The organism is Pseudomonas sp. CGJS7 (assembly GCF_036961695.1).
This window is the reverse complement of sequence record NZ_JBAMDI010000008.1, coordinates 146881-160376: the sequence shown is the minus strand read 5'-3', so window position 1 is coordinate 160376 and position 13496 is coordinate 146881. Positions and strand designations below refer to the sequence as shown.

Sequence of the window (13496 nt, the reverse complement as noted above, 5' to 3'; positions counted from 1 at the left end):
AAAAAAATTCGACCTGCGCGAATCACTGCGGGAGCGGGGACGCCCGCTCTCGCGGCCTGATGGCATTCGGCCGTTTCCTGTACGCGTGATATCGTTCCCCTCTCAGCCATCAGTGCCTCCAGAGATCTTCCGATGCTCAACACCGCCCATCTCCACCCTGGCTTCATGATCGTCCACGGCAACCGCCTCGACGACCTGCGTAGCCTGGTAGTGAGCTGGATGCGTCGCTACCCGCTGGCGCCTCTGGAAAACGAAATTGCCCTGGTTCAAAGCAATGGCATTGCCCAATGGCTCAAGTTGGCCCTGGCTGAAGATCCGCTAGACGATGACCTGGGCGGCTGCGGCATCGCTGCTGCAATCGATGTACAACTGCCCGGTAGCTTTATGTGGCAGCTCTACCGCAGCGTGCTTGGCCGTAGCGAAATCCCCGAAGTGTCTCTGCTCGACAAGGCACCCCTGACCTGGCGCCTGATGCGCCTGTTGCCAGCACTCATCGAGCGCCCGCATTTCGAGCCACTGCGGCGCTTCCTCACCGATGACAGTGACTTGCGCAAGCGCTACCAGCTCGCCGAGCGCTTGGCCGACCTGTTCGACCAGTACCAGGTCTACCGCGCCGATTGGCTCAAGGACTGGGCCACTGGTGAGCACGTCATCAACACGGCCCGCGGCGAGCGCAAAGTTCTGCCGCCAGGCAACCGCTGGCAAGCCGAGTTGTGGCGAGCATTGCTGGAGGATGTTGGCGAGCAAGGCATGGCGCAAAGCCGCGCCGGGGTACACCAACGTTTCATCGAGCGCATCAACAGCCTGGAGCAGGCGCCTGCCGGGCTGCCACCGAGGGTGATCGTGTTCGGTATCTCTTCGCTGCCGGCCCAGGCCCTGGAAGCACTGGCAGGCCTGTCGCGTTTCAGTCAGGTATTGCTGTGCGTACACAACCCATGCCGCCACCACTGGGCCGATATCGTTGCCGACAAGGACCTGTTGCGCCACCAGTACAAACGCCAGCAACGCAAGCAAGGCATGCCCCTGCAACTGGACGACCAGACGCTGCACCAGCATGCCCACCCATTGCTGGCTGCCTGGGGTAAACAAGGCCGCGACTACATCAACCTGCTCGACAGCTATGATGACCCGGGCAGCTACCAGGGCGTGTTCAGCGACGGCCGCATCGACCTGTTCAGCGACGGTTCGCCCACCACGCTGCTCAACGAACTGCAGGACGACATCCTGGAATTGCGCCCGCTCGCCGAGAGCCGCGAACGGTGGCCGGCAGTCGACACCACAAAAGACCGCTCGATCCGCTTCCATATCGCGCACAGCCCGCAACGTGAAGTGGAGATCCTCCACGACCAGCTGTTGGCCCGCTTCAGCGCCGACCCGACTTTGCGCCCGCGCGACGTGATCGTCATGCTGCCGGACATCGACACTTACGCGCCGCATATCCGCGCCGTCTTCGGCCAGTTGCAGCGCAACGACCCACGCTACATCCCGTTCACCCTGACAGACCAGGGCCAGCGTGGTCGCGAGCCTTTGCTGATCGCGCTTGAGCATTTGCTCAAACTGCCTGATAGCCGCTTCGCGGTCAGCGAAGTGCTCGACCTGCTGGACGTGCCGGCAGTCCGCGCCCGCTTCGGCATCCGCGAAAACGACCTGCCCACGCTGCACCGCTGGATCGAGGGCGCTGGCATCCGTTGGGGCCTTGACGCCGAGCAGCGGGCGAGCCTGGGCTTGCCCGCCGGGCTCGAACAGAACAGTTGGCGTTTCGGCCTGCGCCGCATGCTGTTGGGTTATGCCGTGGGGGTGGGTGAGGCCTGTGATGGCATTGAACCCTACGATGAAATCGGTGGCCTGGACGCGGCGTTGATCGGCCCGCTGGTCGCGTTGCTCGATGCGCTCGAAGTCGCCTGCCAGGCCCTGTCCGAGCCAGCCACCGTCAGCCAGTGGGGCGAACGACTGCATGCCTTGCTGCACGTGTTCTTCCTCGCCGAGGACGAGGGTGATGAATTCCTGTTGATGCAGTTGCAGGATCTGCGCGATAGCTGGCTTGAGGTGTGCGAGACCGTCGGCCTGCACGACCCGCTACCGCTTACCGTGGTGCGTGAAGCCTGGCTGTCGGGCCTCGATCAGGGCAAGCTGTCGCAACGTTTCCTCGCCGGCTCGGTCAACTTCTGCACACTCATGCCCATGCGCGCGATCCCGTTCAGGGTGGTCTGCCTGCTGGGCATGAACGATGGCGATTACCCGCGTGCGCAGCCACCGCTGGACTTCGACCTGATGGCCAGCGACTATCGCCCCGGTGACCGCTCACGCCGCGAAGACGACCGTTACCTGTTGCTTGAAGCGCTACTGTCAGCACGTGACCAGCTGTATGTCAGCTGGGTCGGGCGCAGTATCCGCGACAATAGCGAACGCCCGGCCTCGGTGCTGATCGGCCAGTTGCGCGATCACATCGCTGCGGGCTGGCATTTGGCCGACGCGCAGCAGGGCCAGCCCGCGAAACCGGGCGAGCAACTGTTGCACGCACTGACCCAGGAGCACCCGCTGCAGCCGTTCAGCCCTCGGTACTTCCAGAAGGGCAGCCCACTGTTCAGCTATGCCCATGAATGGCAGGTGCTGCACCAGCAGGGTGAGACAGACGCGCAGAGCGAGCCGGGCTTGCCGCCTTATCAGGACGCTGAAGCCCTGAGTCTGCACCAGCTGAATGACTTCTTGCGCCACCCGGTACGCCACTTCTTCAGCCAGCGCTTGAAGGTGTACTTTGAGGCGCTGGAAGCGCCGACCCCGGACGAAGAGCCCTTCGTCCTCGATACCCTGCAACGCTACGGCGCCAGTGAAAGCCTGCTTGGCGCCGCCTTGGCCGAACCGGACAACGCCGAACAAGCCTTGCGCGCCCAGGCCCGACGCCTGCAGGCCTGCGGTTTGCTGCCGCTAGCCGGTTTCGGCGAACTGCTGCAAAACGAGTTGATCGAACCGCTGCCGGACCTGCTGCAACGTCACCAGCAATTGCTGCAACGCTGGCCACAGCTGGTCGAGGGCGCTTTGCCAGTGCATTTCGAGCACGGTCAGCACCGACTTGAGGGCTGGCTGGGCCGGGTGTTCCAGGCGGAAGATCAGAGCCTTCTCAGCATCACCACAGTACCCAACACCATCAGTGCCGGGCGCAACAACCTGAAGTGGCACCGCCTTATCGCGCCCTGGGTTACGCACCTGGCGGCCTGTGCAGCGGGCTACCCCTATAACAGTGCATTGGTAGCCAGTGACCTGACCCTGTTGCTTGCACCGCTGCCGCAAGCGCAGGCCGCGCAACTGCTGGGCGACCTGTTGGTGGCCCGTCAGGCGGCAATGAACGCGCCGTTGCCAGTCGCGGCCAAGACCGCGTTCGCCTGGTTGGCCCAGGACGATGCGGATAAAGCCATGGCCGCAGCAGCTCGCGCCTACGAAGGCGACGAACGCACCAGCTTTGGCGAACGGAGTGAAAGCATTGCCTTGGCCCGCCAGTTCCGGGACTTTGCAGCACTCACCGCTGACGAAACGTTTGAAGGCTGGTGCGAAACCTTGTATCGCCCGTTGTTCACCGCCCCTTGGCAGTCCTTGGGCAACCCGGAGAAAGGCGCATGACCCAGGACCGTCCTTTGGCACTGAGTTTCCCCCTGCACGGTAGCCAGCTGATCGAGGCCAGCGCCGGCACGGGCAAGACCTTCACCATTTCGGCGCTGTACCTGCGCCTGATCCTCGGTCACGGTGGCGAACAGGGCTTCGAGCGCGAGCTGCTGCCACCGCAGATCCTCGTGGTGACCTTCACCGACGCCGCCACCAAAGAGCTGCGCGAGCGTATCCGCGCCCGCCTGGCTGAAGCCGCACGGTTCTTCCGTGGCGAACTGGATGGTGCCGATCCGCTGTTGCACCAGCTACGTGACGATTACCCACAAGAGAACTGGCCGCGTTGCGCCGGCCGGTTGGAAATCGCCGTGCAGTGGATGGACGAGGCTGCGGTATCGACCATCCATGGCTGGTGCCAGCGCATGCTGCGCGAGCATGCCTTCGACAGCGGCAGCCTGTTCACCCAGACCCTGGAAACCGACCACAGCGAGTTGTTGGGCCAGGTCATGCGCGATTACTGGCGGCGCTTCTGCTATGGGATGCAAGGGGACGCACTGGCCTGGGTGCGCGGCAACTGGGGGAGCCCCGACGCCTTGCTGCCGCGCATTCGCCCACTGTTCGGCCGTGTGCGCGCCCAGCAGAATGGGCCAGAGCCCGCCGCATTGATCCAGGCATCGCTGCAGCAACGGGGTGCACAGTTGGCCCGGATCAAGGCGCCGTGGGCACAGTGGGCCGAGGAACTGCGGCAAATCTGCCGCGATGCGCTGGCCGCCAAACAGGTCGACGGCCGCAAGATGCAAGCCCGTTACTTCGAGCCCTGGTTCGACAAGCTCTGCGCTTGGGCCAGCGATGAGCAACTGGTAGAGCTCGACTTGGGCACCGGCTTTACCCGGCTGACCCCGGCGGGCATGGCCGAGGCCTGGAAGGGAGAACCTCCCGAGCACCCAGCCCTCAACGCCATGCAGCACTTGCAGCAGCAACTGCAGGCACTGGACAGCCCGGATGCCCCGCTGCTCGAGCACGCCGCCAGTTGGGTATCGGCGCGTTTCGAAGTGGAGAAGCGCCGGCGTGCAGAAATGGGCTTCGACGACATGCTCGTGCGCTTGCAGCACGCGCTCGCCAGCGAGGCCGGCGAGCGCCTGGCCAGCCTGATCCGTGAGCAGTTCCCGGTAGCGCTGATCGACGAATTCCAGGACACCGACCCGGTTCAGTACGGCATTTTCGAGCGCATCTACCAGATCAGCGAAAATCGCGCAGAAACCGGTCTGTTCATGATCGGCGACCCCAAGCAGGCAATCTACGCCTTTCGGGGTGCCGACATCTACACTTACCTAGCCGCGCGACGCGCTACCAGCGGCCGCCTGCACAGCCTGGACACCAACTACCGCTCCAGCAAAGCCATGGTGGCGGCGGTCAATCAGGTGTTCCTGCAGGCCGAGGCGCGTGAAGCGGGGCGGGGTGCATTCCTGTTTCGCGAGGCCGATGACAACCCGCTGCCATTCATCGAAGTGCGCGCCAAGGGGCGTGGCGAACAGCTGCTGATTGACGGTGAAGTCAGTGCAGCCCTGCAATGTTGGCAGCTGGAAAGTGAAGAGCCAGTCTCCAGCAGCGTCTACCGCCAGCAACTGGCTGCTAGCTGCGCCAGCCATATTGTGGCCTTGCTCAATGGCGGCCAGCAGGGCACGGCGGGGTTCCAGAATGCCGAAGGCGAATTGCGCGCCTGCTTGCCCTCGGACATTGCCATCCTGGTGCGCGATGGCCATGAGGCGCAGATGGTCCGTGCCGAACTGGCCGCACGCGAGGTGCGCAGCGTCTACCTGTCCGACAAGGACTCGGTGTTTGCCGCCCAGGAAGCCCACGACCTGCTGGCCTGGCTCAAGGCATGCGCCGAGCCTGACTCGGAGCGCCTGCTCAAGGCTGCTCTGGCAAGCCTTACACTGGGCCTGTCGCTGGCTGCGCTGGACCGGCTTAACCAGGACGAGCGGGTCTGGGAAAGCTGGGTGATGCGTTTTCGCCTGTACCGCGACACCTGGCAGCGCCAGGGGGTGTTGCCGATGTTGCGCCACCTGCTGCATGACTTCCAGCTACCGCGCACGCTGATCCGCCGCAGTGATGGCGAGCGGGTGCTGACCAACCTGCTGCACCTGGCCGAGCTGCTGCAGCAGGCCGCTGGCGAACTGGACGGCGAACAGGCGCTTATCCGCCACCTGGCCGAGCATCTGGCCAGTTCCGGGCAGGCCGGTGAAGAGCAGATCCTGCGCCTGGAGAGCGACGAACAGTTGGTCAAGGTGGTGACCATCCACAAGTCCAAGGGCCTGGAATATCCCTTGGTCTACCTGCCATTCATCTGCACCAGCAAACCGGTGGATGGTAGCCGTCTGCCGCTGGCCTGGCATGACAGCGAAGGTAACGCTCACCTCACCCTCACACCCGACCAGGAGCAGATCGAGCGCGCTGACGACGAGCGCCTGGCCGAAGACCTGCGCCTGCTCTACGTGGCCCTGACCCGCGCCCAGCATGCTTGCTGGCTGGGTGTCGCCGACCTCAAGCGCGGTAATCTGAAGAGCTCGCAGCTGCACCGCTCGGCGTTTGGCTACCTGCTGGGGGGCGGCCTTGCCTTGGCTGGCTCGGCGCAGCTGACGGACTGGTTGCAGGCTTTGGCGGCAAGTTGCCCGCACATCACTTGCCCAGGCCTGCCGCAGGCGGATGAGCAGATGTATCGCATGCCACACGCCGAACGTGAGCTGCTGCCAGCACGCAGGCCACGCCATGCGGCTGCCGAGCACTGGTGGATCGCTTCCTACAGTGCCCTTCGTGTCGGCGATCAGACCCTCGGCGCCGACAGCTCGCAGGCACAGCAACTGCTGGATGACGAGGCGCCCGATGCCCAGGTGTTGCGCGAGGTCCCGGCCGACAGCGGCGATATCCATCGCTTCCCGCGGGGGCCTAACCCCGGCACCTTCCTCCATGGTTTGCTGGAGTGGGCAGGCCGTGAGGGCTTCAGCGAGGTCAGCGCTAACCCTCAACTGATCGAGCGCACCGTTGGCCAGCGCTGCAACCGCCGTGACTGGGCCGGCTGGATCCCCACCCTGAGCCACTGGATGCAGCGTTTGCTGAGCGAGGCGTTGCCGCTGCCGGGCAGCGACCAGAGCGTAACGCTGGGCCAGCTGCGTCATTACCAGATCGAAATGGAGTTCTGGTTCGCCAGCCACCGGGTCGACGCAGAACAACTCGATCGCCTGGTGGCACGCCACACCCACCCCGGTCTGGCGCGCCCAGCTGCGCAGCCGACCGTGCTCAACGGCATGTTCAAAGGGTTCATCGACCTGGCGTTCGAGCTGGACGGGCGTTACTACGTGACCGACTACAAGTCCAACTGGCTGGGTGCGGACATCCAGGCCTACGATGCCATGGCCATGGAAAAGGCGATTCTTGAGCACCGCTACGACCTGCAGTATGTGCTGTACCTGCTGGCCCTGCACCGCCAGTTGCGCGCGCGGCTGGCGGACTACGATTATGACCGCCATGTTGGCGGTGCCCTGTTCATCTTCCTGCGCGGTGCCAGCAGCAGCGGCCACGGCGTGTACCACGCCAAGCCACCGCGTGAGCTGATCGAAAGCCTCGATGCGCTGTTCCGTGGCGAGCACGCGCCGGTACAGCAGGACCTGTTTGCCGGAGTTGCGCCATGAGCCGAAGCCTTGTCGACCTGTTGCCCACCCCGTTGCACGCCGAGCACCTGCTGGCACTGGCACCGCAGCACAACAGCGCTGACCTGCTGCAATTACTCGACCGCTGGGTTGAGCGGGGCTGGCTACGAGCCCTGGACCGCGCGTTCGTGTCGTTCCTGGAAGAGCGCGCCCCCGGCAGTGATCCCTTGCTATTGCTGGCAGCGGCGCTGGCCAGCCACCAACTGGGGCACGGACATGTCTGCCTCGACCTGCAACAAACCTTGGCCGAGCCTGATTTCGCCCTGTCGTTGCCGCCGGAAGGTGACGCCCTTATCGGCCCTTTGCTACTGCCATCGCAACTGCTGGCCAACCTTGACTTGAATGCCTGGCTTCAGCGCATCAGCGCCAGCCCGCTGGTGGCCGCAGGTGATGCGCCTGGCCAGCAATCGCGGCCACTGGTACGCAGTGGCGAGCGCCTTTACCTGCGCCGTTACTGGAGTTACGAGCGGCGCATCGACCAGGCCCTGCGCCAGCGCCTGAGTCAGGCCGAAGCACCGCCTGCGGACCTGCCAGAGCGTCTGGCGCAACTGTTCGAGGGCGGCGCGCCAGCTGGCCAGGTGGACTGGCAGAAGCTCGCCTGCGCCTTGGCCACCCGGGCCGGTTTCAGCATCATCACTGGCGGCCCCGGCACCGGCAAGACGACTACCGTGGTGCGCCTGCTGGCGTTGCTGCAGGCGCCGGCAGTGGAGCAGGGCAGGCCACTGCGCATCCGCCTGGCGGCACCGACCGGCAAGGCCGCTGCGCGCCTGACCGAATCCATTGGTCAGCAAGTCGAGCGCCTGCAAGTCAGCGCCGAAGTACGCGGGCAAATCCCTACTGAAGTCAGCACCGTGCATCGCCTGCTCGGCAGCCGCCCAGGCTCGCGGCACTTCCGCCATCATGCTGGCAACCCGTTGCCGTTGGATGTGCTGGTGGTCGACGAAGCGTCGATGATCGACCTGGAAATGATGGCCAACCTGCTCGATGCCTTGCCGCCGCGGGCGCGTCTGGTGCTGTTGGGCGACAAGGACCAGTTGGCCTCGGTCGAGGCGGGCGCGGTGCTGGGTGACCTGTGCCGGGATGCTGAGGAGGGCTTTTACTCGCCGGTGACTGCAGCGTGGCTTCAGCAGGTCAGTGGCGAGTCGCTGGCCGGCAGTGGCCTCAAGGCCGGCGATGAGCAGCGTCACCCGCTGGCCCAGCAGGTGGTGATGCTGCGTTTTTCACGGCGTTTCGGTGAGGGCAGCGGAATTGGCCAGCTGGCCAGACTGGTCAATCGTCAGGACGCTCACGCGGCGCGCAACCTGCTGGCCGCGCCGCCTGCCGACGTGCACAGCCTGTCGCTCAAGCACGAACAGGATCGTGCTTTCGACCGCCTGTTACTCGACGGTCTGAACCGCGGTACCGATGGGCCGCAAGGCTATCGCAGCTACCTGCGCACCCTTGGCCGTTACCGGCCGGCACTTGATACCGCCTTTGACGACCCCGCCTGGGAGCAATGGGCGGGCAAGGTGTTGCGCAGTTTCGAGGATTTCCAGTTGCTGTGCGCGGTGCGCCGGGGCGCCTGGGGTGTCGAAGGCCTCAACGAGCGGGTGGCGCGAGTGCTGCACAATGCCGGTCTGATCGACAGCCAGCAGCCCTGGTACGAAGGACGCCCGGTGCTGGTGACCCGCAACGACTACGGCCTTGGCCTGATGAACGGTGACATCGGTATTGCCCTGCGCCTGCCGGATGAGCATGGCCAGCCGCTGCTGCGCGTGGCCTTCCCGCGCAACGACGGCAGTGGTGGTGTGCGGTTCGTTCTGCCGAGCCGGCTCAACGAAGTGGAAACGGTATTCGCCATGACCGTGCACAAGTCCCAGGGCTCGGAGTTCAGCCACACTGCCCTGGTGCTGCCGGAGGCGCTCAACCCGGTGCTGACCAAGGAATTGGTGTACACCGGCATCACTCGGGCCAAGCACTGCTTCAGCCTGGTCGAGCCACGCCAAGGCATTTTCGAAGAAGCGGTGGCGCGCAAAGTACGGCGTATTTCCGGGTTGATGCTCGAGCAGGTCTAGGGCCATGAAACCCATTACACGTGGCCGCACGCTCCTACAATAAAGCGGCCATGTGCTACCGTTGCGCCGATATCGGAAGGGGCTTCAAGGGATTTCCTACATGAACGTGGCCGCAAGGCGAGTGACAAGCTGTGCGCTTTCGCTATTGCTGGCCGTCCTGTTCCTTTCTGCAGGCGCTGCCCGGGCAGACCCCGGCACAACCTCCGCCCAGGCACAGCAACGCGCCAAGGCAGTCACCCAGGTAGTACTGGGTATCTTCAGTTACGCCCGCTGGCCCGTCGAACCTTCTCCTTTACGCCTGTGCCTGGTCGGCCCGACCGAGTACGCCGACGATCTCATCAAGGGCCATGTCCAGGAGTCCGGCCGGCCGCTGCAGGTGCGGCGCCTGCTGGCAGAAGACACCCAGGTCGCCCAGGCCTGCGATGCCCTCTACATTGGCAAGCTTGACCAGGGCCAGCGCGATCGGCTGTTCCAGCGTATCGGCGGCCACCCGGTGCTGAGCATCAGCGAGGCGGATGACCCCTGCACGGTCGGCAGCCTGTTCTGCCTGCGGGTCAGCGACCAGCAGGTGGCCTTTGAAGTCAATCTCGACTCGGTGGCACGCTCTGGCGTGCGCATTCACCCCAGCGTGCTGCAATTGTCGCGGCGCCGGGCGGAGCAGCCATGAAGCCGACCCGCAAGCGTACCGTGCGCCCGACCCTGCGCTCGGTGCTGGGCCGTGGCCACCTCAGCGTCGCCTTGCTTGCCGTTGGCCTGGCGGGTATCTCCCTCACCCTGCTGGGCGTGCTCGCCCTGCGTGTCTATGCCAACCATAACCTGCAGTTGATCGCCCGCTCGATCAACTACACCGTAGAAGCGGCTGTGGTGTTCGATGACAGCGCCGCCGCCAACGAATCGCTGGCGTTTATTGCCAGTACCGAAGAAGTGGCCGAGGCCAAGGTCTTCAATAACGAGGGCGAGCAACTGGCGCACTGGCAACGCGACAATACCGGCATGCTTGCGCAGCTGGAGGTGCAGGTTGCCAGCGCCTTGCTGGATGAGCCGGTCATTCTGCCGATCGTGCACCAGCAACAGCAGGTCGGGCATATCGAACTGGCAGGCCAGGGCAGGAGCCTGTTGCTGTTCCTGCTCAGTGGCTTGGCCGGTATCCTGTTCTGCACGGTCCTCAGCGCCCTGGCTGCCCAGTATCTGTCGCGGCGCCTGCTCAACGATATCACCCGCCCGCTGCGTGGCCTGGCCAGTGTCGCCCATGCCGCCCGCCGCGAGCGCAGCTTCGACCGGCGCGTGCCAGAAGCGCCGATTGCCGAGCTGAACGAGCTGGGTAACGACTTCAATGCCCTGCTGGATGAACTGGAGGTGTGGCATAGCCACCTGCAGAGCGAAAACCAGACCCTGGCCCATCAGGCCAGCCACGACAGCCTGACCGGCTTGCCCAACCGCGCCTTCTTTGAAGGGCGCCTGAGCCGCAGCGTGCGAAATGCGGCGCGCCAGCAGGACCACCTGGCAGTGCTGTTCCTCGACAGCGACCACTTCAAGCAGATCAACGACACCCTCGGCCACGCCGTGGGTGACGAGGTGTTGATCAGCGTGGCCGAACGTGTGCGCGCCCAGTTGCGCGAGCAAGACCTGGTGGCGCGCCTGGGGGGCGACGAGTTTGCCGTGTTGTTGACGCCTTTGCATACGCGCAAGGATGCCGAACACATTGCCGAGAAGATCGTTGCCAGCATGAGGCTGCCGGTGCAACTGGACAGTGGCCGCAGTGTTTCCACCTCGCTGAGTGTCGGTATTGCCTATTACCCGGATGACGGCGCTGACCCCGCCAGTCTTCTGAATGCCGCCGATGCGGCAATGTACCAGGCCAAGCGCGAACGCCGTGGCCATTGGCAAGTGGCGCAGACGGAACGGTCCGCCAATGAAATCAGGAACAGGAGTTGAACCCGTGATGCACGCTTTACGTTTTCCGCTTTGGGCCTTGTTGTTCGCCATGCTGGCGCTGACGGGGTGCCAGAGCGCACCCCAAAAGGGCCTTACCCCAGAACAGATTGCCGTGCTAAAGCGCGAAGGTTTCACCCCGACCGATGAAGGTTGGGCCTACGACTTGTCTGGCAAAGTGCTGTTCGGCAGCGATCTGGACAGCCTCAACGGCCAGAGCCAGGCGATTGTCGAGCGCATCGGCAAGGCGCTGCTGGGCGTGGGTATCCAGGGCGTGCGGGTGGACGGGCATGCCGACTCGTCGGGCAAGGCGGCGTATAACCAGCAGCTGTCCGAGCGCCGCGCGCAAAGTGTGACCAAGGCGTTGGTGGGGATTGGCATGCAGGCGCAGAACATTCAGAGCCGCGGCCTGGGCAGCAGCCAGCCGGTAGCGGACAACCGCACCAGCGCCGGGCGTACCGAGAACCGTCGGGTGTCCATCGTGGTAGCGTCCTACTGATCGTTGCCGCTCGGGCTGTCACATAGTCCCTGTAGGTGCGGGCAACGCGGTGCCTGGCACCGGCTTCGCCGGTGTTCGCGGGCAAGCCCGCTCCCACAGGATCTGTGCTTGTCCTTGGAAATGTGCAGGCCCATCGGTCACATATCCCCTGTGGGAGCGGGCGTGCCCGCGAAGCAGGCAAGGCGGTATCTGGCACCGGCTTCGCCGGTGTTCGCGGGCAAGCCCCCACAGGATCTGTGCTTGTCCTTGGAAATGCGCAGGCCCGTCGGTCACATATCCCCTGTGGAAGCGGGCGTGCCCGCGAAGCAGGCGACGCGGTGTCTGGCACCGGCTTCGCCGCTGTTCGCGGGCAAGCCCGCTCCCACAGGATCTGTGCTTGTCCTTGGAAATGTGCAGGCCCGTCGGTCACATATCCCCTGTGGAAGCGGGCGTGCCCGCGAAGCAGGCGACGCGGTATCTGGCACCGGCTCCGCCGGTGTTCGCGGGCAAGCCCCCACAGGATCTGTGCTTGTCCTTGAAAATGCGCAGGCCCATCGGTCACATATCCCCTGTGGGAGCGGGCGTGCCCGCGAAGCAGGCGACGCGGTGCTTGGCACGGCTTCGCCGGTGTTCGCGGGCAAGCCCCCACAGGATCTGTGCTTGTCCTTGAAAATGCGCAGGCCCATCAGTCCTGGGCAAAGTGCATCTCGCGGGTTTGCCCCATCAACAACGGCGCATTCGCCTCGGTCACCCCGCGGATGTAATCCCACAGCAGGGTAATGCGCTTCAACTTGCGCAAATCCTCCCGGCAATACATCCAGAACTGCCTCGTCACCTCGATCTCCTCCGGCAACACCGTGACCAATCGCGGGTCCTGCGCGGCGAGGAAGCACGGCAATATCGCCAGCCCACGCCCCTGCAACGCTGCCGTGTACTGCGCGATCACGCTGGTACTGCGCAAATGTGCGCTGGCGTTGGGGATCAGGTTGGCCAGGTACAGCAGCTCGGAGCTGAACGCCAGGTCATCCACGTAACTGATGAAGGGGTGTTTGGCCAGGTCCGTCACCTGGCGGATCGGCGCGTGGCTGTCCAGGTAGCCCTGGGTGGCATACAGCCGCAGGCGGTAATCGCACAGCTTGCAGCACACATAAGGCCCATGCTCGGGCCGCTCCAGCGCGATGACGATGTCCGCTTCACGCTTGGACAGGCTGATGAAGTGCGGCAGCGGCAGGATGTCCACCGAAATTGCCGGGTAGGCGTCGACGAAGTGGCTTAGCTGCGGCGTGATGAAAAAGCTGCCAAAGCCCTCCGTGCAGCCCATGCGCACATGGCCCGACAACGCCACCCCCGACCCGGACACCTGCTCGCAAGCCATGTGCAGCGTGCTCTCGATCGATTCGGCATAGCCCAGTAGGCGCTGGCCCTCGGCGGTCAGCACAAAGCCGTTGGTCCGCGATTTTTCGAACAGCAAGGTGCCCAGCGCGCCCTCCAGCGAGCTGATGCGTCGCGACACGGTGGTGTAGTCCACGCTCAGCCTTTTGGCTGCACTGCTGGCCTTGCGGGTGCGAGCCACTTCGAGGAAGAACTTCAAATCGTCCCAGTTGAGCGCGCTCAGGGATGTGAGGTCTTTTTGCATGATGATCCGGTTTTTTTGTGCGTTCTTGTTGGATGTTTGCACATCTATACTCGAAACAAGCCTCAGGACGCCACCCCGCGTTTGCCCGGCGC

At 64.4% G+C, this 13496-nt stretch carries 7 protein-coding genes; 6 read left to right on the top strand and 1 reads right to left on the bottom strand.

The genetic code is table 11. From position 1 onward, the window contains the following. The first annotated feature begins 132 nt into the window (after positions 1-132). The 6 genes from recC (at position 133) to V7787_RS07875 (ending at position 11789) form a co-directional block, all read left to right on the top strand. On the top strand, positions 133-3615 hold the full coding sequence (recC, locus tag V7787_RS07900; RefSeq protein ID WP_198748443.1) for an exodeoxyribonuclease V subunit gamma: 3483 nt from the start codon (positions 133-135) through the stop codon (positions 3613-3615). After that, the gene (gene recB / locus V7787_RS07895) at positions 3612-7286 is read left to right on the top strand and encodes an exodeoxyribonuclease V subunit beta (RefSeq protein ID WP_198748444.1); all 3675 of its coding nucleotides are present in this window, start codon (positions 3612-3614) and stop codon (positions 7284-7286) included. Before recC ends, recB begins: the two co-directional genes overlap by 4 nt. Beyond that, positions 7283-9358 (top strand): exodeoxyribonuclease V subunit alpha, encoded by a 2076-nt coding sequence (gene recD / locus V7787_RS07890; RefSeq protein WP_336086974.1) that lies wholly within the window; start codon positions 7283-7285, stop codon positions 9356-9358. Before recB ends, recD begins: the two co-directional genes overlap by 4 nt. 100 nt (positions 9359-9458) lie before the next feature. Then, a complete protein-coding gene (locus tag V7787_RS07885) occupies positions 9459-10025 on the top strand; it encodes a YfiR family protein (RefSeq protein ID WP_064491011.1) in 567 nt (188 codons plus the stop codon). Continuing rightward, positions 10022-11293, top strand: a complete 1272-nt coding sequence (locus V7787_RS07880) for a diguanylate cyclase domain-containing protein (RefSeq protein ID WP_198748355.1) — start codon at positions 10022-10024, stop codon at positions 11291-11293. Before V7787_RS07885 ends, V7787_RS07880 begins: the two co-directional genes overlap by 4 nt. Before the next feature lie 4 nt (positions 11294-11297). Beyond that, positions 11298-11789 (top strand): OmpA family protein, encoded by a 492-nt coding sequence (locus tag V7787_RS07875; RefSeq protein WP_049587103.1) that lies wholly within the window; start codon positions 11298-11300, stop codon positions 11787-11789. A gap of 664 nt (positions 11790-12453) precedes the next feature. Here the strand turns inward: V7787_RS07875 and V7787_RS07870 are convergent. Then, positions 12454-13404: a LysR family transcriptional regulator gene (locus tag V7787_RS07870; RefSeq protein ID WP_064491009.1), complete on the bottom strand. Its 951-nt coding sequence runs from the start codon at positions 13402-13404 to the stop codon at positions 12454-12456. Positions 13405-13496 lie beyond the last annotated feature (92 nt).

What these genes read in the sequence shown, in the direction of transcription:
- recC (WP_198748443.1), top strand. Translation starts at nt 133, where the DNA reads ATGCTCAACACCGCCCATCTCCACCCTGGCTTCATGATCGTCCACGGC.
- recB (WP_198748444.1), top strand. Translation starts at nt 3,612, where the DNA reads ATGACCCAGGACCGTCCTTTGGCACTGAGTTTCCCCCTGCACGGTAGC.
- recD (WP_336086974.1), top strand. Translation starts at nt 7,283, where the DNA reads ATGAGCCGAAGCCTTGTCGACCTGTTGCCCACCCCGTTGCACGCCGAG.
- V7787_RS07885 (WP_064491011.1), top strand. Translation starts at nt 9,459, where the DNA reads ATGAACGTGGCCGCAAGGCGAGTGACAAGCTGTGCGCTTTCGCTATTG.
- V7787_RS07880 (WP_198748355.1), top strand. Translation starts at nt 10,022, where the DNA reads ATGAAGCCGACCCGCAAGCGTACCGTGCGCCCGACCCTGCGCTCGGTG.
- V7787_RS07870 (WP_064491009.1), bottom strand. Translation starts at nt 13,404, where the DNA reads ATGCAAAAAGACCTCACATCCCTGAGCGCGCTCAACTGGGACGATTTG.